Origin of the sequence: Metabacillus mangrovi, assembly GCF_009711125.1 — a bacterium.
Taxonomy (GTDB): Bacteria; Bacillota; Bacilli; order Bacillales; family Bacillaceae; genus Metabacillus_B; species Metabacillus_B mangrovi.
This window is the reverse complement of record NZ_WMIB01000009.1, coordinates 1-21,391: the sequence shown is the minus strand read 5'-3', so window position 1 is coordinate 21,391 and position 21,391 is coordinate 1. Positions and strand designations below refer to the sequence as shown.

26 protein-coding genes are annotated in these 21,391 nt (G+C 45.0%); 16 read left to right on the top strand and 10 right to left on the bottom strand.

Going from position 1 to position 21,391, the window contains the following annotated elements:
* Nucleotides 1-3: 3 nt before the first annotated feature.
* A complete protein-coding gene (locus GKZ89_RS10550; RefSeq protein WP_155112373.1) occupies nt 4-486 on the bottom strand; it encodes a divergent PAP2 family protein in 483 nt (160 codons plus the stop codon).
* Between the two features lie 98 nt (nt 487-584).
* Between GKZ89_RS10550 and GKZ89_RS10545 the strand changes: the two genes are divergently transcribed.
* The 4 genes from GKZ89_RS10545 to GKZ89_RS10530 all read left to right on the top strand — a co-directional run bounded on the left by GKZ89_RS10545 (nt 585) and on the right by GKZ89_RS10530 (nt 4,658).
* Nucleotides 585-959 carry a DUF309 domain-containing protein gene (locus tag GKZ89_RS10545; protein WP_162356715.1) on the top strand — a complete coding sequence of 125 codons (375 nt, stop codon included), beginning with the start codon at nt 585-587 and terminating at the stop codon, nt 957-959.
* A gap of 42 nt (nt 960-1,001) precedes the next feature.
* The gene (locus tag GKZ89_RS10540; RefSeq protein WP_430697157.1) at nt 1,002-2,483 is read left to right on the top strand and encodes a leucyl aminopeptidase; all 1,482 of its coding nucleotides are present in this window, start codon (nt 1,002-1,004) and stop codon (nt 2,481-2,483) included.
* Nucleotides 2,484-2,575: 92 nt separating this feature from the next.
* A complete protein-coding gene (locus tag GKZ89_RS10535) occupies nt 2,576-2,773 on the top strand; it encodes a hypothetical protein (protein WP_155112370.1) in 198 nt (65 codons plus the stop codon).
* Between the two features lie 556 nt (nt 2,774-3,329).
* Nucleotides 3,330-4,658 carry a Na+/H+ antiporter family protein gene (locus tag GKZ89_RS10530; RefSeq protein WP_155112369.1) on the top strand — a complete coding sequence of 443 codons (1,329 nt, stop codon included), beginning with the start codon at nt 3,330-3,332 and terminating at the stop codon, nt 4,656-4,658.
* A gap of 150 nt (nt 4,659-4,808) precedes the next feature.
* Here the strand turns inward: GKZ89_RS10530 and GKZ89_RS10525 are convergent, their stop codons facing one another.
* Nucleotides 4,809-4,973, bottom strand: coding sequence for a hypothetical protein (locus tag GKZ89_RS10525; RefSeq protein WP_155112368.1), 165 nt, complete (start codon nt 4,971-4,973; stop codon nt 4,809-4,811).
* Nucleotides 4,974-5,324: 351 nt separating this feature from the next.
* On the bottom strand, nt 5,325-5,918 hold the full coding sequence (locus GKZ89_RS10520; RefSeq protein ID WP_155112367.1) for a biotin transporter BioY: 594 nt from the start codon (nt 5,916-5,918) through the stop codon (nt 5,325-5,327).
* Between the two features lie 105 nt (nt 5,919-6,023).
* Here GKZ89_RS10520 and GKZ89_RS10515 point away from each other — a divergent pair, with 105 nt between their 5' ends.
* Together GKZ89_RS10515 and GKZ89_RS10510 are read left to right on the top strand one after the other, a co-directional pair.
* Entirely contained in the window at nt 6,024-6,620 is a 597-nt protein-coding gene (locus GKZ89_RS10515; RefSeq protein WP_155112366.1) for a sulfite oxidase-like oxidoreductase, read from the top strand.
* Nucleotides 6,621-6,756: 136 nt separating this feature from the next.
* Nucleotides 6,757-8,523 carry an ATP-binding protein gene (locus tag GKZ89_RS10510; protein WP_155112365.1) on the top strand — a complete coding sequence of 589 codons (1,767 nt, stop codon included), beginning with the start codon at nt 6,757-6,759 and terminating at the stop codon, nt 8,521-8,523.
* 23 nt (nt 8,524-8,546) lie between these two features.
* Here the strand turns inward: GKZ89_RS10510 and GKZ89_RS10505 are convergent, their stop codons facing one another.
* The gene (locus GKZ89_RS10505) at nt 8,547-8,993 is read right to left on the bottom strand and encodes an OsmC family protein (protein ID WP_155112364.1); all 447 of its coding nucleotides are present in this window, start codon (nt 8,991-8,993) and stop codon (nt 8,547-8,549) included.
* Nucleotides 8,994-9,183: 190 nt separating this feature from the next.
* Here GKZ89_RS10505 and GKZ89_RS10500 point away from each other — a divergent pair, with 190 nt between their 5' ends.
* Entirely contained in the window at nt 9,184-9,825 is a 642-nt protein-coding gene (locus GKZ89_RS10500; RefSeq protein WP_155112363.1) for a DUF4304 domain-containing protein, read from the top strand.
* A 121-nt stretch (nt 9,826-9,946) separates the two neighbouring features.
* Here the strand turns inward: GKZ89_RS10500 and ald are convergent, their stop codons facing one another.
* Both ald and GKZ89_RS10490 read right to left on the bottom strand, forming a co-directional pair.
* Nucleotides 9,947-11,077 carry an alanine dehydrogenase gene (gene ald, locus GKZ89_RS10495; RefSeq protein ID WP_155112362.1) on the bottom strand — a complete coding sequence of 377 codons (1,131 nt, stop codon included), beginning with the start codon at nt 11,075-11,077 and terminating at the stop codon, nt 9,947-9,949.
* A gap of 122 nt (nt 11,078-11,199) precedes the next feature.
* Complete coding sequence (locus GKZ89_RS10490) at nt 11,200-12,432, bottom strand: PucR family transcriptional regulator (protein WP_155112361.1); 1,233 nt, start codon at nt 12,430-12,432, stop codon at nt 11,200-11,202.
* Nucleotides 12,433-12,644: 212 nt separating this feature from the next.
* On the opposite strand from GKZ89_RS10490, the gene GKZ89_RS10485 reads away from it, so the two are divergent.
* The 3 genes from GKZ89_RS10485 (at nt 12,645) to GKZ89_RS10475 (ending at nt 15,208) form a co-directional block, all read left to right on the top strand.
* Nucleotides 12,645-13,079, top strand: coding sequence for a hypothetical protein (locus GKZ89_RS10485; RefSeq protein ID WP_155112360.1), 435 nt, complete (start codon nt 12,645-12,647; stop codon nt 13,077-13,079).
* Nucleotides 13,080-13,227: 148 nt separating this feature from the next.
* Nucleotides 13,228-13,902 (top strand): response regulator transcription factor, encoded by a 675-nt coding sequence (locus tag GKZ89_RS10480; RefSeq protein WP_155112359.1) that lies wholly within the window; start codon nt 13,228-13,230, stop codon nt 13,900-13,902.
* A complete protein-coding gene (locus tag GKZ89_RS10475) occupies nt 13,892-15,208 on the top strand; it encodes a sensor histidine kinase (protein ID WP_155112358.1) in 1,317 nt (438 codons plus the stop codon). The genes GKZ89_RS10480 and GKZ89_RS10475 overlap by 11 nt, the downstream gene beginning before the upstream one ends.
* Nucleotides 15,209-15,522: 314 nt before the next feature.
* On the opposite strand, the gene GKZ89_RS21215 is transcribed toward GKZ89_RS10475, so the two are convergent.
* Nucleotides 15,523-15,939: a hypothetical protein gene (locus GKZ89_RS21215; RefSeq protein WP_430697119.1), complete on the bottom strand. Its 417-nt coding sequence runs from the start codon at nt 15,937-15,939 to the stop codon at nt 15,523-15,525.
* 4 nt (nt 15,940-15,943) lie between these two features.
* On the opposite strand from GKZ89_RS21215, the gene GKZ89_RS21600 reads away from it, so the two are divergent.
* The gene (locus GKZ89_RS21600) at nt 15,944-16,042 is read left to right on the top strand and encodes a hypothetical protein (RefSeq protein WP_155112356.1); all 99 of its coding nucleotides are present in this window, start codon (nt 15,944-15,946) and stop codon (nt 16,040-16,042) included.
* Here GKZ89_RS21600 and GKZ89_RS10460 read toward each other — a convergent pair.
* Nucleotides 16,039-16,272, bottom strand: coding sequence for a hypothetical protein (locus GKZ89_RS10460; RefSeq protein WP_155112355.1), 234 nt, complete (start codon nt 16,270-16,272; stop codon nt 16,039-16,041). The genes GKZ89_RS21600 and GKZ89_RS10460 overlap by 4 nt on opposite strands.
* Before the next feature lie 143 nt (nt 16,273-16,415).
* Between GKZ89_RS10460 and GKZ89_RS10455 the strand changes: the two genes are divergently transcribed.
* The 4 genes from GKZ89_RS10455 to GKZ89_RS10440 all read left to right on the top strand — a co-directional run bounded on the left by GKZ89_RS10455 (nt 16,416) and on the right by GKZ89_RS10440 (nt 20,162).
* On the top strand, nt 16,416-16,946 hold the full coding sequence (locus GKZ89_RS10455) for an HD domain-containing protein (protein WP_162356713.1): 531 nt from the start codon (nt 16,416-16,418) through the stop codon (nt 16,944-16,946).
* 75 nt (nt 16,947-17,021) lie between these two features.
* The gene (locus GKZ89_RS10450; RefSeq protein ID WP_155112354.1) at nt 17,022-17,246 is read left to right on the top strand and encodes a YuzF family protein; all 225 of its coding nucleotides are present in this window, start codon (nt 17,022-17,024) and stop codon (nt 17,244-17,246) included.
* Nucleotides 17,247-17,466: 220 nt separating this feature from the next.
* Entirely contained in the window at nt 17,467-18,795 is a 1,329-nt protein-coding gene (locus tag GKZ89_RS10445; protein ID WP_155112353.1) for a hemolysin family protein, read from the top strand.
* Nucleotides 18,796-19,034: 239 nt separating this feature from the next.
* Nucleotides 19,035-20,162 (top strand): AI-2E family transporter, encoded by a 1,128-nt coding sequence (locus tag GKZ89_RS10440; protein ID WP_155112352.1) that lies wholly within the window; start codon nt 19,035-19,037, stop codon nt 20,160-20,162.
* Between the two features lie 20 nt (nt 20,163-20,182).
* Here GKZ89_RS10440 and GKZ89_RS10435 read toward each other — a convergent pair whose 3' ends face one another.
* Both GKZ89_RS10435 and GKZ89_RS10430 read right to left on the bottom strand, forming a co-directional pair.
* Nucleotides 20,183-20,638, bottom strand: a complete 456-nt coding sequence (locus GKZ89_RS10435; RefSeq protein ID WP_155112351.1) for a hypothetical protein — start codon at nt 20,636-20,638, stop codon at nt 20,183-20,185.
* 43 nt (nt 20,639-20,681) lie between these two features.
* Nucleotides 20,682-21,152 carry an Hsp20/alpha crystallin family protein gene (locus GKZ89_RS10430; RefSeq protein WP_155112350.1) on the bottom strand — a complete coding sequence of 157 codons (471 nt, stop codon included), beginning with the start codon at nt 21,150-21,152 and terminating at the stop codon, nt 20,682-20,684.
* Between the two features lie 134 nt (nt 21,153-21,286).
* On the opposite strand from GKZ89_RS10430, the gene GKZ89_RS10425 reads away from it, so the two are divergent.
* A partial coding sequence (locus GKZ89_RS10425; protein ID WP_155111715.1) for a helix-turn-helix domain-containing protein occupies nt 21,287-21,391 on the top strand: 105 nt, incomplete at its 3' end.

Below are 21,391 nucleotides of genomic sequence, written 5' to 3'. Positions count from 1 at the left end.
CCGTTAAATCTGGAAAAACAAGTAATGCATAAGAAGGGTTAAAAAAATACCGGTAAGGCCGCCGAAGAATACTTCGATGGGCTGATGGCCGAGCAGTTCCTTCAGCCTTTTTTGCTTCTCCTGCTCCTGGGTTTGCTGCCAGTCCTTCGCTTCCTTCATAAACCGGTTAAAATCAATAACAAGCTTGTTCAGGACGGTAGCCTGCTCTCCGGCGTGCCTTCTGACCCCTGTAGCATCGAACATCGTAATGACTGCAAATGTACAGGCGACTGCGAATACAGTAGAGCCGAGCCCTTCCTCTATTGCTACAGCCGTTGTAAGAGCAGTAACCGCTGCCGAATGTGAGCTGGGCATCCCGCCTGTGCTTGTAACGAGTGACCAGTCCCACTTTCTGATTGCGATATAGTGGATCGGAACCTTTACTACCTGGGCAAAAAAGATAGCGGTTAATGCAGCAATCAGCGGAAAGTTATAGAATATTTCCATCTTTTTCTCCTGCCTTCCTTGGGAACCAGCACATAATTGTATTCTGGGCTGCCCCGGGTCTGATAAAATAGAATGGACTGGGGCAAGGGGGGACGCGAGTGAAAGGATATCCGGAGGAATACTACCGGTTCTTCATTCATTTTAATGAAGGGGACTTTTATACATGCCATGATTTGCTGGAGGAGATCTGGATGACGGATAAATCGAATGTCTTCCTGAAGGGCCTGCTTCAAATGTGTGTGGCCCTTTATCATTACAGCTACGGCAATTTAAAAGGCGCCCGTTCCATGATGCTCGCCGGCCGGCAGTATATCCAGCCTTACCGTCCCCGCTGCTGGGGCCTGGATCTTGAGCTTGTCCATTCTTTTATGGAAAATTGTTTACTCATTATACCACAGGTCCCGGATTCAATTCCGTACGAAAAAACAGACAAACTGCCTGAACTTCCCCTGCTCTTTCTTTACCTTGAATAGCTCTTTCAAAAACCCGTTGAGGAGGAACCATCGATGTATCATGTGTACGAAGCTTTAACAGGGAACGAAGAAACACTGATCACCGGACTTTTTAAGAAAAACCAGCCCCTGCAAGGAGTGCTTTCCGAATTAGATGATTCACTAGAGGGTCATGTTACAGCACTACTTAAGGACGGAGATATTAAGGGAGACCGTATGGCTGTCTCAAAAATTTTCACACTTGGGAAAACGTCAATGAAAAGAGTGTACATTTCAGGGCTCGGTAAAGAGCAGGACTGGAATTTTGAGAGAGCACGCGAAGCATTCGGTCAGCTGATCAGACAGCTCCTGGCTGATAAGAGAACGGAGGCTGCCATCGATCTGGATTCGTTTGCCACGGAGAGGGTAAGTACTCTCGATGCAGCCCATGCACTGGGAGAGGCTCTGGAGCTCGCTTCTTACAAACTTAAAGATTATAAGCACAAATCCAATGAACCTGAACGTGCAATCGGGCAAATGGCGGTTCTGACAAAAGAAGATTCTTCAGAAGTGAAAGCAGCTTTGTTTGTAGGTACCGCGCATGGAAAGGGTACGAACTCAGCCAGAACGCTCGTGAACACACCATCGAATATTCTGACTGCTGCAGAGATGGCGGATTATGCAAGAAAACTTTCGGAAGTATACGGTTTTGAATGTGAAATTCTTGAAAAAGAAGATATGCAGAAACTTGGCATGGGAGCCATGCTTGCTGTCAATCAAGGTTCTGTCGAGCCTCCTAAAATGATTGTTCTGACATACACCGGCAATGAAGCTTCCACCGATAAAATCGGTCTGGTCGGAAAAGGAATCACGTTTGATACTGGAGGATATTCCATTAAGACCAAGTCCGGCATTGTCGGCATGAAAACGGACATGGGCGGCGCTGCAGCAGTATTGGGTGCTATGGAGATTATCGGGGAACTGAAGCCTGAGCAAAATGTTGTCGCCGTTATTCCTTCAACAGATAACGTCATTTCCGCTTCCGCATTCAGGCCGGATGATGTGATTATCTCCATGAGCGGCAAAACGATTGAAATTCTGAATACAGATGCAGAAGGAAGGCTGGTCCTTGCAGACGCCATTACATATGCGAAACATCATGGTGCAACTCACCTCGTGGATGTGGCAACTCTAACCGGCGGAGTGATTGTTGCTCTTGGAAATGAGATGACTGGGGCGACAACAAATAATGAAGCATTATTTGAGCAGGTAAACGCGGCCTCTAAAGAATGCGGAGAGCCAATGTGGCTTCTTCCGATCACAGAAAAAGATACAGAAAGAGTGAAGAGCAGCAAAATGGCGGATTTGAGCAACTCCCCCGGACGGGAAGGCCATGCTATTATGGCGGCAGCCTTCCTGAAAGAATTTACAGAGGGCACGCCTTGGGTGCATCTGGATATAGCGGGAACTGCAGTCACCTCAAAGGAAACGAAGCTCGGGCCTTCAGGTGCTACAGGAGTTATGGCGAGAACGCTCGCATCTTTTGTTGAAAATTTTGAAGGATAAGCATCCAGAAGGGCTCATGCCTAACTCTCCGGACAATCCGCCCGCATAAAATGCAGGGAAGTGTCAGCAGACAGAGGCAAGGAGGTTATGGGATGAACCCTGGTATGTTTCACCTTCAAAACGTAAGATACCCGTATGGTTACGGACGCCAGTTCGGATTTGGTTTTGCCCCATTTGGATTTGGTTTTCCGCTTGGTCTGGCCGGTGGTCTGGCAACCGCCGCACTGCTCAGCCCGTATTACGGATTCGGCTTTTCACCCTATGGTTATGGTTACCCTTATTTTTACTGACTGGAAAACCGGCATGGAAGATCCCCTTCCCGCCGGTTTTTTTATTAAGAGCATTGATGCTGGAGCAGCAGATATATCGCTGATTTTTGCTGTGGTACCTCTTAGTTTGGCACGAGTAGGTGATGTTCCGATATGTAAAATTAGTTCGGCACGAGAGGTCACTGTTTCGGCACGTAAAATGAGTATGGCACGAAAGCACCCCGTTTTGGCACGTTAGTCAGCTGAATCGGCACGTATAGGACGGGAAGCGGCACGTAAACTGAGTGCATCGGCACGTAAAATGAGTTTGGCACGAAAGCACACAGTTTCGCCACATTAAATCATTTTGGCATCCAGATTGGCAGGCAATCCAGCTCCGTAAGCAGAAAAGCAAGGAACAGCTAAAAATATACATACTTTAACTGGCAGATATGATGAGTTTGGGAAAATCCTTTACCCTGCTAATGCAGTAAAAGAAATAGTTGACTTAGAGAATCTACCTGTGATAATTTAAGGTCATGTCATTTTATTGCTCTACCATATTAGCAAACTAAAGTGTTTACGGAGGTATAAATAAATGAATGCAGTTATATTAGCCGTTGTGGTGCTGCTGCTTTTAAGCCTTTTTAGGGTGAACGTTGTGTTTTCCCTGATTATAGGGGCTCTAGCAGGAGGATTTGCGAGCGGACTTGATATAAAGACGATTGGCGAAGCGTTTACGGCCGGGCTCGGTGGAAATGCTGCAGTGGCTCTCAGCTACGCGTCGCTTGGAGCATTTGCTGTTGCGTTAACGAAAACGGGTCTGCCCGATGCGATGGTGCAGCTGGCGATCAAGCTGGTCGGGAGAGAAGGAGAAACGAACCGGAAGACGTTATCGAAGGTAATGATTCTTTTTATTATCCTTCTCGTCTCTATTTCTTCCCAAAACCTGGTTCCGGTTCATATTGCTTTTATTCCGGTGCTGATTCCTCCGCTTCTTAAAATTTTCAACCAGCTGGAGATCGACCGCAGGCTCGTTGCTGCAGTTATCACATTTGGTCTGATCACGCCTTATATGTATGTTCAGGCTGGCTTCGGAGCAATCTTTCACGGGATTCTTCGGGATAATATGAAACAAGCCGGGCTATCGATTAAGCTTACAGACATTCCGCAGGCTATGATGATTCCGTCTCTTGGAATGGCTGTGGGACTGGTGATTGCTTTTATACTGTATCGCAAAAAGAGGCAGTATGAGGCGAAGGATATTGCCGGGGTGGAAACAGCCGTCTATTCCCGCAGAACACTGGCATTTGCCGGTGCTGCGATTGTGGTCTCCCTAGGTGTACAGCTTTATCTGTCCAAAATGGAAATCGATGGCGGGATGATATTCGGCGCGCTTGCCGGTATCGCTGTTCTTTATGTAACGGGTGCAATGAAGTGGAAGGAAGCGGATCAAGTTCTTACTAAAGGGATGCAGATGATGGCCTTTATTGGGTTTGTGATGCTGGCTGCTGCTGGTTTCGCGAGTGTAATGAAGGAAACCGGCCACATTGAAACGATGGTAAAAAGTGCTTCCGGCATGATCGGCAGTAATCAATCCCTGGCGGCCCTGCTTATGCTGATTGTCGGTCTGCTCGTAACGATGGGAATCGGTTCATCCTTTTCCACCATTCCAATCATAACGGCTTTGTTTGTCCCGCTTTGCCTAAACCTTGGATTCAGTCCGCTAGCAACCATTGCCATCATTGGTACGGCCGGTGCACTTGGAGATGCGGGATCCCCTGTATCCGACAGTACACTGGGGCCGACTTCAGGTCTCAACGCGGATGGGCAGCATGATCACATTTGGGACACTGTGGTTCCGACTTTTGTTTTGTACAATATCCCGCTCATTCTTTTTGGATGGATCGCGGCAATGGTTCTTTAACCGGTATAACGTCTGTCTGACAGACTTTATATAAATCTTTAAAGCCATAATTGATTGAGAGCCTTCTCCAGAGGCTCTCTTTTTTTAGCAAAAGGCTAACGCAGAGTTTTTCAAATAAAAAGACTGCCTGAACGCAGGCAGTCTATCATCTTATTGGGCTTGTGATTGAAGGTTATCAAAGGCACTTAGAATTTCAGCGTCATCCCATTCAAACAAGTAATCAGCGGCGGACGGTCTGTGGGTCAAAATGGCTTTTTCATAAGTTTCGCGGTCGAGTTCACTTAGAAAATAGCGTTTGATGGCTAGTCTAGTCATATTCCCTCACCTCTTTTATTGAATACTGCCAGTATGCCTGTCACAATCTTTTTTTATACTTGGACCGGCATAAAAGCTATTGCACACCTTTTCTATTTTTTCGGGTGCAATGGATATTAGAATACACTAAACTACAGGGTAATTCAACCCATTTTCACTTGAAATCATCTGATTCTTTTTGCGTATTATACCAATTTCCCTTAAACCATCAATCTTTCACCACTATTTATATGCAGGCGAATGTTCAGGGTGCAGGTTGTGATTAGAACCTGCATACGCAGTGAGGACAAAAAACCACCGATAGATGATTGTCGGTGGTTTTTTGTTTATGATTAATAGAGTGCTTGCATGTTATGCTGCATTCTGCCGGAATTGGCCGGTCCCTTTTTTAACCTGCTGATACAGGCGGGGTGCAATCATTGCCGCCATTGCTGTAAACACAATGTCTTTAACTGCAAACCAAGTCATGATCTGCCATGCTGCCAAATAAGACATTTTGGCACCAGCTGCATAATTGACGAAAGCATACATATAAGTGGTGCCGAATAGGTAGATGACGAGAATGCCGGCCATACCGGCTGCCATAAACATTGGAAGCTTCGGTTTTCTGCTCGTTTCAATAATTTTGCCTGCTGTATAAGCAGCTAAGATGTATGAGATAATAAATCCGCCGGTATTGCCAAACAGAACCGCAAAGCCAGCTGAAAATCCGGCAAAGACCGGAGCGCCTGCTGCGCCAATTAAAGCATAGACAAGCATGGAAACTGCTGCGAGCCTGCTGCCAAGCAGAAGACCTGCAAGAACAGCGAAAAATGGGGCCATTGAAAGCGGCACCCCTGCAACCTGAAGAAATGGAAGCCAGGATGTCAGGTTGGCTCCTACTGCCATCAAAGCAGCAAACATTCCGGCGTAAACAAGATCAATTGTGCGAAATTTTCTTTCCATCTGTATTTCCCCTTTGCATAAGCAGACTTTTACCTATAGACTAATAGAAGAAAAACACAATGTCAACTTAGTTTTTTAAAAGGTTAACATACGGAGCGTGAAGTGATGTATTTCGGAAAACCCAAACCGCCTAAAGATACAGAACGTGTTCCCCCAAATCAGCACGTTACGAAAACTTTTCCTGTGCTTCATGCCGGGTCCGTTCCCTATTATAAAGATTTAACAGAGTGGAATCTTCAGGTTTACGGCCTTGTTAATCGGCCGTTGCTTCTGAACTTTGAAGACATCATGAAATTTCCTCAGACAAAAGCGGGAAATGACATCCATTGTGTGACGGGCTGGTCAAAACTGGACAATAGCTGGGAAGGCGTTTCAACAAAAACAATAGCGGAAGCAGCTGAAGTAAAACCAGAAGCGCGTTTTGTCATTCTGCATGCCGAAGAAGGATGGACAGCGAATCTTTCAATAGATGACTTTTTAAAGGAAACAAGCCTCCTGGCTCATTCACATGATGGGGAACCTTTAACGCCGGAGCACGGATATCCGCTTAGGGCTGTTTTTCCGCACCGTTATTTTTGGAAAAGCGCTAAATGGCTAAGAGGCATTCAGTTCACAAAGCAAAATCATCCCGGTTTCTGGGAGAAAAACGGATACCATATGGAAGGAGATCCGTGGAAAGAAGAAAGATTCTCGTGGGACTAAATAAATTGGTAAAATTTTATCCTTGATTTTCTAAAAAAAATCTGTAATATAGCCCGAAATCTTCCGGGCATTGTTATAATAAATAGTATGCTGGCATAGTTGCAGCAATCTTTAAGATTTAATGGAGTGTAACTGAATGTACTTTACGCTATTGGCGATTATTGCGGTTATTCCTTTTGTTCTAGGTATAGTGATTCTATTTCATAATCGCACTCCGCTATTTAATGTGGCTGTTGCTTTCCTGATCCTGCTGGCTGTTTGGCAATTTGATATTTCCCTATTGTATGGAACAGACCTGTTTTCCAAAGAGTTTGTATTGCGGTGGTTTTCATTATTGCGATTCGGGATTATTTTTAATCTGCCGATCGTGTGTTTATTTATGTATCTGCTTTTAACCCGCTACAGCAAAACCGGATTTTTTGCCAAAACGATTCCTTTAGCCGGCTTGCGGCTCCTTCTCATTGCTTCGGTGATGCTCAGCATGGCGGTCTTTGTGGTAAGCAATACAAGATATGGAATCAAAAATATGACTGTATATGATGACGGGTATCCTTTTCCTCTTCACTATTATCCTCAATTTGGAGATTGGCAGTGGGCCTTTCTGCTGAATATCGGTCTAACTTTGCTCATTGCGTTTGTTCTCATTTTTCTTTCGTTTTTTCTAGCCGTAAAAGAATATCGGTTTTTTTCTGTGAATTTAAGTATTGCGATCTTTACGGTGATCGGTATTGGGATGCTGAGCGGCTATAAGATCCTTCCGTTATTTGTATCCGGGATTTCCTCTGTAATGCTTACTTTGCTGATTTTTATCGGACTTATTCAAAACTTAAATCGGGGACTGAAGGATCAAAAGAATCTTCTTCATAAAATCATGAATTTAAACCCGAACTACATTTATGTAAAGAACGAGGATCATCAGTTTATCCTGGTTAATGAAGCAATGGCTGGCTTGTACGGATCAGAAGCAGACGAGATTTTATACCATACAGATCTCGAGCTGAACCCGCGCAGCGTACAGGCTGTAAGAATCGAAATGGAAGAAAAAAAGGTCATGCTCGGTATAAAGCCTAAGTATGAAAAGCTTGAAAAGATCGTTGATTACAGAGGGGATACAAAGTGGATCGAAGTATTGAAGATTCCGGTGGTTCTTGAAGGGAAGCAGCTTATCCTCTGTGTTGGAACCGATATTACCCAAAGGATCCGGGATGAAGAATACATCCTTAAAACCGAGAAGATGAGTGTTGTGGGAGAACTGGCAGCCGGAGTAGCCCACGAAATCAGAAATCCGCTGACCTCGCTGAAAGGGTTCGTTCAGTTTTTAGGAGAAGATGGTACACTGTCCAATCATAATATCCTGCGGATCATGTCGGAGGAAATTGACCGGATTAACGAAGTAGTAGATGAATTGCTGCTCATTGCAAAGCCGCAGGGAAAAAGCTTTAAAGAGATTTATGCAGCAGAGATTCTTGATGATGTGCTGCTTATGCTGAAAGAGACGGCAAATGCTTTTCATATTCAATTTGATGCGAATATCGATCCCGGTGTTTCTTTTTCAGGAAATAAAAATCACCTGAAGCAAGTATTTCTCAACCTTGTAAAAAATTCAATAGAAGCAATGGAATTTGGAGGAACCATCCGGATTTGGTGTGTGAACACTTCGGATGGATTTGCCGAATTTATTCTGGAGGATGAGGGAGAAGGAATCGAACAGGACCGGATTGATAAACTGGGCGAGCCATTCTTTACGACAAAGGAACGCGGAACGGGCCTTGGTCTGACAGTCTGCTATAAGATAATTAAAGAAGAACATAGAGGAACGATTCAGTTTCAGAGTCAGGTGGGGAAGGGAACAAAGGTTACAATCCGTCTTCCGCTGGATCCTTTAGGGAAGGAAAACGTATAAAAAAGCGGCTGCATGCCGCTTTTTTATTTTGCTTCAATTTTTGCTTCAAGTTCGACCTGGACGTTTCCTTTAATCGCTCTCGTGATCATGCAGGACTGCTCTGCTTTCTCGGCAAGGCGTTCTGACAGCCGGACGGTTTTTTCATCCGTATGTGAAGGAAGTACAAGGTGCGGGCGATGAATGATTTTTTTATACGTGATCACTCCTTTTTCCATTTCGACGATTCCTTCTGACTCCATCGTCAGGTTCGTCTTTTCAATGGAATTTCGCTCTAGCATGGCGGCAAGGGTAATGATGTAGCAGGTTGCGGCTGCTCCGAGGAGCATCTCGTCCGGATTGGTGCCCGCACCTGGTCCATCCATTTCAGCAGGGATGGATACTGTAGTTTTCAAGTGTCCCGATTCAATGGTGCCTGTTCCATTCCGGCCGCCGGGCCACTCTGCTTTAAGGTGAAAATGATGTTCTGCCATCTGATCAGCCTCCTTCAGATAGTGTACCTTAATCATTCAGAGAACGGAAAGAAAGGTGCTTGTAAGGGAAACTGGTTCTCAAACAGCAAGAACGAAGGGAAAAGCAAGTGATTACATTACAACTTTTTTACAGCTAAGATGCAGCTTCGTTCATGCAGGTAAATCATAAAACGAAGGAGAATAGTACTTATTGAGAAAACAGGAAATGGAGAATAAGATGTTGAATGCGCAGGAAGTATTAAAGCAGATGATAAAAGATGATCTTGCCCCTTTATTTAAAGCGGAAGGTTTTAAAAAGAAAGGAAATCACTTTGCGAAGTCATTTTCCGATTTTGCGTGGACTGTAACTATTCAATCCTCCAGGTGGAATAATAAAGAAGATGTGGAGTTTACGATTAATACCGGCATTTTTACGGATAAACTGTTTGGCCCTTTTTATAAGGAGGATCCCCCAAAATTCCCGACAGAAGTGTATTCCCTTCTCAGACTTAGGGTTTCCGAGCTGAAAAAGATACCGGATACCTGGTATAAAATCAACCTTTCGAATGACGCAGATCAAGTGAGAAGAGAAGTGAAAAGTGACATACAAAATGTGATTTTTCCACACTTTGAGAAATTCCATACCATTCAAGACGTGATTCAAGAGATGAAAAACAAAGAAGAACAAGGCTGGTACGAATGCCCTCACTTCCTAACCATTCTATACAAATCATATGGCTATACTCAGGAAGCGGAAGAACGAATGAGAAAAGTACACGCTGAATCCGAGCTGGAGCCGCAAAAGGAATTTACGGAGGAACTGGCTGCTTGTTTAGGGCTTGCGGTAAAATGATCCCGGTTTTATTTTCAGCCGGGACCGGGGTGGCTGAGGTGCTTTTTTATCGGCGGGATTGAACAGAAAAAAGGATATCTAAATCCTATTGATTAGATATCCTCTTTGTGTTTTGTATTTGTTAAAATGCCAGTTCCCGGTCCAGAGCCACTTCAACCGGCACATATTTGTAACCTAAATCGCGGGCAACCGCTGCATAAGTAATGTCTCCCTTTGCTGTATTGACTCCTGCTTTAAGGGAAGCATTTTCAGCGATAGCTTTGAAAACCCCTTTGTTGGCGATTTGAAGCGCATAAGGAACCGTTACATTTGTTAGAGCGAGTGTAGAGGTCCTTGGGACAGCTCCCGGCATATTGGCCACTGCATAATGAACCACACCGTGCTTTACATAGGTCGGCTGGTCATGAGTTGTGATATGATCGACCGTTTCAACGATTCCCCCCTGGTCAATCGCAACATCCACGATCACGGATCCAGGCTGCATGGTTTTTACCATCTCTTCCGTCACAAGCGTCGGCGCTTTTGCACCAGGGATGAGGACAGCACATATGAGCAAATCCGTTTCAGCTACCGCTTGTGAGATATTGATCGGATTGGAAATCAGGGTTTTAATCTGAGTTCCGAAAATATCATCCAGTTCACGCAGGCGTTCAGCACTCAAATCGATGATGGTTACATCAGCACCAAGTCCGACTGCCATTTTAGCTGCATTTGTTCCGACTACTCCGCCGCCGATAATCGTTACCTTACCGCGGCTAACGCCCGGAACTCCCGCTAACAGAATTCCTTTTCCGCCTTTAGGCTTCTCAAGGAACTGGGCACCGATTTGAGCGGACATGCGTCCTGCCACTTCACTCATCGGCGTAAGCAGCGGAAGTGTGCGTCCTGCAGATACGGTTTCATATGCGATGGAGATCACCCCGGACTTCGTCAGTGCAGCCGCAAGCTCCGGTTCTGCTGCAAGATGAAGATAAGTGAAAAGAATCAGGCCTTCGCGGAAATAAGCATATTCCGGCTCAAGCGGCTCTTTTACTTTCATAATCATTTCAGACCGGGCCCATACATCGGCTGCTGCATCCAGAATCTCTGCGCCGGCTTCGAGGTAAGCCTCATCTGTAAATCCGCTTCCGATACCAGCTTCTTTTTCAATAAGAACACGATGCCCGACAGCTATAAATTGTGCAGCTCCTCCTGGAGTGAGCGCAACACGGTTTTCATTGTTTTTAATTTCTTTAGGTACACCTATAATCATGAACCCTTCCTCCTTTAAAAGACGGGAAAATATATGGATAAGTTATATTTTCAGTATAATAGCTTTCCGTCCAGTTTGGTTTGTATGAAAAATAGAAAGGGTTTACATGGGTTTGTGTATTTTCACAAAGACATCCGTTCCAGTTTTAAATCGAGGTAAATGGTCATTTTTTCATTTGGATTTGCCAAGTCGATTTCCCCGACCTGCATAATCCGTTTAAGTCTGTAGCTCAACGTATTGACATGGATGTTCAGCAGTTTCGAAGCGGTGTGGATCGAGCCGTCTGATTCCAGAAAAACCTCAAGGGTCTCAGTCAGACTGGTCTTATGATCTGCATCGTATTCCTTCAGTTTTTGAAGGGAATAGTTTTTGTACCCGCTCAGATATCGCTTCTCATAAAGAATATCCAGATACTGATAAATTCCAAGCTCTGAAAAACTGTTCAAGGAAGACGTTTCTTTTGAAAAACGCTGCTTGATCTTAGCTACGGCCAGCGCTTGCCGGTAGCTTTCCACAATCTGCAGGACATCTGAATACACCCCTCCGATACAGGCTTCTGCCCCGTGAAGCCCAAACCGCTCATCCAGCTGCTTGATGACGGATGTACAAAATTCCTTCACTTCTGTTAATGCCTGTTCTCCTTTTGGCTCTGCAAGGATAATCAGCTGATTGTAATCCGTTGTGGACATCAGCACAAGAACCTGCTGGGTTGTTTTGAGCAGGTAATCGATTTGTTTTTCGGCATTGTGGGTGATTTCTTCGGGGAAGTTGAGCAGGATCACGGAGAACTCTTTTGGGAATTTTATATTAAGCCTGCCAAAACCTTGTTGGACTTCCGGAACAGACTGAATATTTCCTGTAAGCAGCCGCCAGAAAAACTCCTGGCTGTGCTCCTGCTTTTTGGTTTTGCTTGCATGAAGGTTCAGCAGCTTATTGCGAATCGCTTCAGCGGCTTCCTTTAACAGTTCCAGCTCAGGACCCGAAAGCTTTTTCTCAATTTCAAGAGCCCATACAAAGCCCAGAACTTCTTCGTTTTTCCATATCGAGATCGCAACTCTGCTTCCAAGCCCCACCTCATCGATCGGATGGACACGGATTGGTTCTCTCGTTTTCATGAGCTTTGGAATGGTTCCGTCCTTCCATAAGCTGTTTATAACCTTCTCGGGAACACGTCTCCCGATAATTGTAGAGATTCTGGCTGGATCCGTGCAGTCATCATGTGTACTGTAGGCGAGCAGCCTGTGGTTGACATCTTCAATGGTAATCGGAAGAGACAGTACTTCACTGATCTTATCTGCAATGTCTTCCAGCCTGTCAAAATGATAGATAAATGGATGGTCATACCGATCCGTCATAGTCTCACTCCTTCCACTATCACAAGTATGCTCAAGCTCTTTGTCAAAATCAACAAAAAGTAAAAGAGTCTGAACGGCTTTTCTGAACTCTTTAACCGGCCGGAAAAGAATCGACAGGAGCTTCAAATCATTTAACATAATTCCACATAATTTCCCAGGAAATTCAGGAAAAGCTAAACAGGAAAGTAAAATGTTCAGGAAGGGTGAAAGGAATGAAAATAAAGTGGCTGTCTATTATTTTTGCTGCCGTTCTATCGGTTTCAAACTCTGCTTCTGCGGTAACCGCTGACCTTAATCAGCAATACGGAACCTTTAAAAAGGAAAGGGAGCAGAAATTACTGCAGATTGTGAAAACGTATACTCCCGAGAAGGTGAGGGAATGGGAAGCAGCTTTGAAAAAGAGAAGTGAATTAAAGGAAAAGCTTCCCCAGAGATGCAGAGAAAAACACAAAAACCGTCCAAAGATGAACCATCCTGATCGTTCTGTCAATGGCGAAGGCAGGGGCCGGTCTGGAGCAGATTGGCAGGAGACACTCAGGTCCAAGGATCAGCAGGCCATGAAAGACAAGCTTGGACGTCTGCTATCCAGAATTCAACAACACAACACCAAGATGCAGAGCTGTTTACAGAAAAACCCGGCCAAGTAACATAATTCTGCGTTATTCTTCAGGTAAAATTGCTTGGATCTCGCAACTGGAAAAGTCTTCTCGTGAAAAGGTACAATAACAGCAGGCAGAAGGGGAGCGCATTCGCTCCCTAATAAATAGAAAAGATTACAGGGGGCGGAGGCATAAAATGTCCTATAAAGTATATTTAGTAGAAGATGAAAATCATTTAAACACCGTTTTAACGACCTATTTGAAGCAGGAGAACTGGGAAGTAAAAAGTTTTTACAACGGCACGGATGCGATCAGCAGCATTCCCGAGCAGCCCCATCTGTGGATTCTTGATATCATGCTTCCGGATATAGACGGTTATGATGTGATAAAAGAAATCAAAAAATCAAATGAGGAAACACCCGTCATTTTTATCAGCGCAAGAGATGAGGACCTGGACCGGATTATTGGTCTTGAGCTTGGCGGAGACGATTATCTGTCCAAGCCTTTCCTGCCCAAAGAACTGATCATCAGGGCCAAAAAGCTGATGAAACGCACGTATGAAAGACAGGAAGAACCGAGCCTTATTTACGGTCCTTATATGATCAAAGAACGGGAGCGGACCGTATCCGAAAACAATGAAATCATTCAGCTTACTTCTAAAGAATTTGATTTATTTGTTTACCTCGTCAAGCATATTGGCAGTGCGCTGAGCAGGGAGCAGATTCTTTCCTATGTATGGGGTGAGGACTACTTTGGATCTGACCGGGTAGTGGACGACTTAGTGCGCCGAGTAAGAAGGAAATGCCCGAAGCTGCATGTTGAAACCATATATGGCTTCGGTTACCGGACGGTAAAGTACCTTGAAAAATAAACCGCTTTTCGTTCAAATCGCTACACTTTTTACCGGCCTTATCGTGGTAATGGCCATTGTGTTTTTTCTGGTCATTCCTACAACCTTGAAATCGTTTTTTACGAACGAACTGTTCCGGACAATTGAAGAGTCCCAGCAGCGGGGACCCGGAATCAATGAATTTGAGGGAGAAACGACCGGAGAGCAAATCCGGCTCGTCAATCATATCGTCATTGAAAGCAGAGGCTATAAATACAGTGGCCGCAAGCCGACAAGGCAGCTGACAGACTTTTTCTATCAGCAGGCAAAGAAGCAAGAGGCAAGTGCCGAACGGTACAACATGCAGGTGTCCGGCAAAGAAATGCTGTATGTCATCAGGAAAGGTTATGATCTTGAAGGGAACAAAGTGATCCTCGTAACCTATTTATTTGACACGTACCGCAATGAACTCATTCAAACTTTATTAAGCAGGCTGTTCTTTATATTTGCCCTGATCATCGCAGGAGCCATCGTTCTTGCCTTTGTTTTTTCAAAATGGCTCGTAAAGCCCCTGGATACCATCACTGCCCATGTTAAAAAAATCTCGCAGCGCAGGCTCAATGATTCACTCCTGCTCGACCGGAGTGATGAAATCGGAAAACTTGCTGTCTCGATCGATGACATGAGAAGCCAGCTGAAAAAGCAGGATGAATTTCAGCAAACCATGCTGCAAAATGTGTCCCACGACCTGAAAACACCCATCATGGTGATCCGGAGCTACGCAGAAGCGATGAAGGACGGCATTCATCCAACCGGCTCTCCTGAAGGGACGGCAGATATCATTGAGAAAGAAGCTTTGCTGCTTGAAAAGAAGATTAAAGACCTTCTTTATTTAACGAAGCTGGATTATCTTTCACAGCTGAAGCTCGAAAAGAACGTCGTGGCAGTCGATGAGATCGCAGAAGATGTGATCGTCCGGCTCAGTGCAGCCAATACTGCCGTCCGGATGCGGTCAAATCTTGAACCTGCTGAAATCTATGGAAACGACGAGCAGGTTCGGGTCCTGCTGGAAAACCTTTTAGAGAACGCATTAAAATTTGCTGCATCTGCCGTGGAACTAACAGTGAAGCCTGAAGGCCAATCCATCTTAATCTCCTGCTCAAACGATGGAGAACCGCTAAGTGAAGAGCTGCTGGGGAAACTCTTCCAGCCCTTCGTCAAAGGAGAAAAAGGAAACTTCGGCCTTGGACTGGCCATTCTGAAACGCATTGCCGACCTCCACAATGCAGAAATTACGGTTGCTAACGTAAACGAAAAAGTCAATTTTCAAGTAAGATTCCCTAAATAACAGTCCACAGGCCATCTGCCTGCAGGACTGTTATTTTTAAACCCGCATGGACGCTTGTGGAACGGATTAAGAGGGAGTTTTACTCGGCGCCAGTCAATCATCCGGCAAATGTGCAGCTGGCCGAACCGGTTATTGAAAGGCCAACGGTCTCCAGAGCCGTTATTTTGGTTTTGTAACCGCTTACTTATAATCGTTCGGTCTCACACGCAGCTATTCTTTTAAAAATGGCTAAAATCCGCCCTGCTCATTGTAAATAGCGTCTCCTCAGACCGATTGCTTCGTTTTTTGCATTTTTTCACAAAAATAACGTCTCCTTAGACCGATGCAGCTGTTGTGGACAAATTAGCAAAGGGGTCGGACAAAATAGCGGGAGTAACCGCCAAATTAACCGGCTGGACGGACAAATAAATGGCAGCGGACAAATTAGTAATGAGAACGGCCAAATTCCCGCGCAGCACGGCCAAATAAAGAAGTGTAACGGCCAAATTAATGAAGGGAACGGACAAATTAGTGAAGGGAACGGACAAATTAGTGAAGGGAACGGACAAATTATCAGGTGTAACGGCCAAATTAACCGGCTGGATGGACAAATAAATAGCAACGGACAAATCAGCGGGTGTAACGGACAAATTAACCTGCGGGACGGCTAAATAAATGGCAGCGGACAAATTAGTGAAGAGAACGGACAAATTAGCGGGTGTAACGGACAAATTAACCGGCTGGACGGACAAATAAATGGCAGCGGACAAATTAATGAAGGGAACGGACAAATTAGTGAAGGGAACGGACAAATTATCAGGTGTAACGGCCAAATTAACTGACGGAACGGCCTAATAAATGCCAGCGGACAAATTAGCGAAGAGAAAGGACAAATAAATGGCAACGGACAAATTAATGAAGGTAACGGACAAATTAGTGAAGGGAACGGCCAAATTATCAGGTGTAACGGACAAATTAACTGACGGAACGGCCAAATAAATGCCAGCGGACAAATTTCCGAGGACGACGGACAAATTCCCGCGCAGGACGGACAAATAAAGCGGCATGACAGCCAAATTAACCAACGGTACGGCTAAGTAAAATGCCAGCGGACAATATGAATGGACAAGAAGCATGGATGTGTCATAGAATATAACGTCTCATTTGAAATCTGCTTCTGATTATGCTATTTTGATAAGAAAATTATGTGGGATAAGGAGGGACGGATGTGAGAAAAGTGACGCTTTCAGAAATTTTGGATCACCCGATTGCTCAAAAATATTTGAAGCGCTCCGGGATGGCTCATGCTGTTTCCGTTGCTTATCATGCTTACAGGCTTTCTTTGCAGGAAGGGGTGGATTCTGACCGGGCTGCGAAGGCTGCGTTACTTCATGATATCGGCCATTATGAGTGGTATACGGATGGCGAGTGGGATTATGAAGAGTATAAGAAAAATGATATACATGCGATTAAGGGAGCGGAGCGGGCTCATAAGCTGCTGATCCGCCTTGGGGAGGATCGGGCGGCGGCCAAGGAGATTGCTCTGGCTATTCTGCTTCATACCGATTCTTACCTTCCGGATGGGCAGTTAACGAAAAATTCGCTTCAGATGGTGGTGAAGCGGGCGGATGAGCTGGATGAGGAGCCAGGCGGGGCTCATCATTACCGGACGATTTCGCTGGAGAAGGCAAGGCAGAAAATTCAGGAGCTTGACCGGCTGATTGAAAAAGGGGAGCGGCCCTTAAAAAGGACGGTATAAAGGAAATGGTGCTATCTTTTTTATCTGTTTCATACGTTAAAAGTGTGAAATAAGTGAAAGGAGAGGATCCATTTCATGCAAAATCAGACTCCCCAGATGATTGCGATCATCGATCCTTATGTGTACCAGACCCTTCTCACGGTGAAGGGAAAAGATCTTGTTATCCAGACCGTCCGCGATACGATTAGAGGAAAGCTTACTGATGTGAAGCCGGATCATATTGTTTTGAAAGCGAATGGAGACTCCATTTTCTTTATCCGGATTCAGCAGATTGTATCCATTATGCCTGATGATGATTGATCCGTTTTCCGAAGAGCCGGTCCTGCTCATAGAACCCGGCTTTTTTTATGCGGAAAATTGCCTGAATATCCGGAATTTTCCCTTGTATTACAAACAGGCTAAATCGCTCGGGATGCAGAAATCTTCAGGTGATAGATGGCTCAATTAAGGGTATACATACAAAACAGACAACTTGAAACACTGGGAGGTGACTCCTTATCCTGCCTGGGATAGGGGTATTTTGGATATTATTAATCTGGTGCTTGTCGCCATACTGATTGCATTAACTGCTTTTTTTGTAACATCTGAGTTTGCTATTGTAAAAATCAGGTCTTCAAGGCTCGATCAGCTTATTGCAGAAGGAAACAAAAATGCGATAGCTGCTAAAAAAGTGACAGGGAGCCTGGATGAATACTTATCTGCGTGCCAGCTTGGTATAACGGTTACGGCTCTTGGGCTCGGGTGGCTGGGGGAGCCGACAGTCGCTCACTTGCTGCAGCCGCTTTTTGAGATGCTTTCGTTGAGTGAGTCGCTTTCTCATGTGATCTCGGTAGCGATCGCTTTTGCGATTATTACTTTCTTCCATGTTGTAGTTGGCGAACTGGCACCAAAAACAGTAGCAATCCAGAAAACGGAGGCAGTTGCCCTAGCTTTCTCAAGGCCGCTTATCCTTTTCTACAGGATTGCGTTCCCTTTTATCTGGACGTTAAATTCTTCAGCGAGGTTCATTACCGGGTTGTTTGGCCTTAAGCCTGCTTCAGAAAGCGAAATGGCCCACTCGGAAGAAGAGCTGAGAATTATTTTATCCGAAAGCTATCAAAGCGGAGAAATCAATCAATCAGAATACCGGTATGTGAACCGGATTTTTGAGTTCGATAATCGTCTTGCCAGAGAGATTATGGTTCCGAGGACTGAAATTACAGCGCTTGATGCAGAGGATTCTTTTCAGGAAAACATGGAATTGATGAGCAGCGAGCGATTCACCCGTTATCCTGTCGTTGATGGGGATAAGGACCATATTTTAGGGATGGTGAATGCAAAAGAGGTCTTAACAGACCTGTACATGCATGATGAGCCGATCCGGGAGGAAGCTTCCATAAGAAAATACATCCGTCCTGTTATTGAAGTGATCGAGACGGTTCCAATTCATGATTTACTCATCAGGATGCAGAAGGAACGGGTGCATCTCGCTATTCTCGTAGATGAGTACGGAGGTACTGCCGGTCTTGTCACGGTTGAAGATATAATAGAAGAAATCGTCGGTGAGATCCGCGATGAGTTTGATTATGATGAGGTGCCGGAAATTCAGAAAAAGTCAGAGAACCATTATATTTTGGATGGAAAAGTACAGCTGGATCAGGTAAACGGCCTCCTGCATTTAAATATCGAAGAGGAGGACATCGATACAGTTGGTGGATGGCTGCTTACAAAGAACCTGGATATTCAAGAAGGCCAGTCTGTTTTCTACGAAAACTGTGAGTTTACGGTGCGTGAAATGGAGGGGCATCTTGTCCGGTATATAGAAGTGATGAAAATGGAGCGGGAACCTGCAGAGATAGATCAGACCTGATTTATAGGAAATCTCCAGTACTTTGGGGACAGGCCGCCTGAAAATTAAGCGGAAATCAGATTTAAAAAGAGAATGGAACTCTGCTTCCTGGTTCCTGGAACGGGACTCTCACAGGCTTAAGAACCCTGTTTATCATTTTAGTCACGCGTATTTGTTCAAATGAAGTTGACATTGGTCTGCCGGGATAGTAGGTTGAAGATAAAGAAAAGAATATTCCCGTATTAGGAGGCAGAAGCCAGTTGCTGAAGTCTAAAGTTCATTTTTGGACACTCGAGATATTGCTTGTCCTGCTCATTATCTATGTATGCACGAAGGTATCTTTTCTGTTCACCCCTCTTGCATCCTTTGCATCGACCTTGTTTTTTCCGATGCTGATTGCAGGTGTGCTGTTCTTTATCTTCAGTCCTATCGTCCGTTTTTTTGAACGGAACCGAATCCCGAGAACACTGGCTATCCTGATCATCTACTTGATTTTTATCGGACTGATGGTCATGCTGGGAGCCTTTGCCGGTCCGCTTCTGTCTCAGCAATTCACTGATTTGATCAATAACTTCCCTGATTATGTGAACCAGCTTATTCAATTTATTCAAAACTTGTCACAGTCCAGCTGGTTTACTTGGGTAATGACACAGGATTACGTTTCTATTGAAAAGATTGAACAGGCTCTTACCGATTTTTCTGCTAAGATCCCCCAGAATCTAACGTCCAGCGTATCGGCTGTTCTGGGAGTCGTAACAAACATTACGCTAACGATTATCACGGTACCGTTTATCTTGTTTTTTATGCTGAAGGATGGCCACAAATTTCCTGTACAGGCAGTCCGGGTACTTCCGAATACATACCGGCATGAAGGAATTAAGATTTTTCATGATTTGTATGAAACGCTCGGTGCTTACATCCAAGGCCAGCTTTTAGTGTCAATTTTCGTAGGAACCGGCTGTTTTATCGGATTCTCGATTATTGGGATGGAGTATGCGCTCATTCTCGGAATAGTTGTATCGATTTCAAACATCATCCCGTATTTGGGACCGTTTATCGGTGCAGCTCCTGCAGTAATCATCGGCCTGCTGGAATCTCCTACAAAGGGGCTGCTGGCAGCGCTTGTCGTCCTGGTCGTGCAGCAGATTGACGGAAACCTTTTGTCTCCTCTTATTATCGGAAAGCGGATCAATACGCACCCGCTGACGATTATCCTTCTGCTGATCGGGGCAGGCAGCTTTGGCGGAATCCTTGGAATGATCCTTGCTGTTCCGACGTATGCCGTATTAAAAGCGACTGTACTGAATCTGATCAGGCTGATCAGACTGCGCATGAGGTATCAAAAGGAAAAGCAGGAGGCAAAGAAGACGCCTCCTCCTGCCGTTTAAAAAAGACTGACTCCCCGGAGTCAGTCTTTTTTTGCCTGGATGGACACCTTCGGCTGTTTATCTTCGCCACTTATATCTTCAGTATCCTTCGTCTTTCCATACACGGTCCCGATATTCAGCTGGCCCGGCAGGTCTTTGATGCCCAGGCTGCCAAAATTATTGCTCAGATCGACCTCTTTCATATCCACATGCTGGACATGAAGATTTTGAATGTACACTGCGGGGATGGGGTCACTGCTTCCGGCCTTTAAAGAATTCAGCTGTTCTTTAACGGCAGCAAGATCATTTTCCAGCTTATTCAGCTTATATCCGAAGTCCGGCTGTGTATATGGCTTTCCCTCAGGCTTTATAGGGGCCGGCTTCCGGCTGCACAGGTCCTGAAGCTTGCGGTCCATATTGAGAACGGCATCTTCCAGCCTGCCGAGCTTTTCCTCCCAAGCCTTGCCTGTGCTTGTTTTCTTTCGTCGGAATAACATGGACTGATCCCACACATTAAATAGGTTAATTCAGTATATGGAATCAGGGCCCGTCTGTATGACCGTTATCGAAACCGATGCTGATATCAGCCTCTTCGGGTGCTTTTTTGAAAGTCAGCTCCAGAATCCCGAATGCATACCGGCTGTGTACTGTCTCCTTTTCCACAGGAAAGGGCAGGGTAATCGTCCTTTCTGTATCACCGAATGCCCTTTCGGTATAGACTCTGTACTGGTAGGAGTATGGGGGATGCTGCGCTCCTTTAAAAAGAAGCTTCGTTTTTGAAGAGTCGAGCGTGATATTGAAATCCTCTTTCCGGTACCCGGGAATTTCAATGGATACAACAAGAGTTTCCTCATGTACATAAAGGTCATATCTCGGGAAGGGGTTCTCATGGCTTCGCACAGGTGCAGCAGAGGAAAGATCCGGATCATGGTCAAATACCATTTTCCAAAATTCGCTTTTTTGGTATTTATCCGAAAGGCTCAGCCATTTCTGAATCTTTTCTTTATCCATTTCAAACCTCCCGATTTATCATCTCCGGCGAGAAGACCCCCACTTCTTGCGAAGTGTAAAGTGGGGGATGAATCGCTTTTCACTTGAATAAAAGAACATCAGTTCCCTATAATAGATATAGGAGGTGAAAACGTTTGAAAACACACAAAGCCTACAAATTCCGAATCTACCCAAACAAAGAACAGGAAATTCTCATCAACAAAACAATCGGCTGCTCGCGGTTTGTGTTCAATCATTTC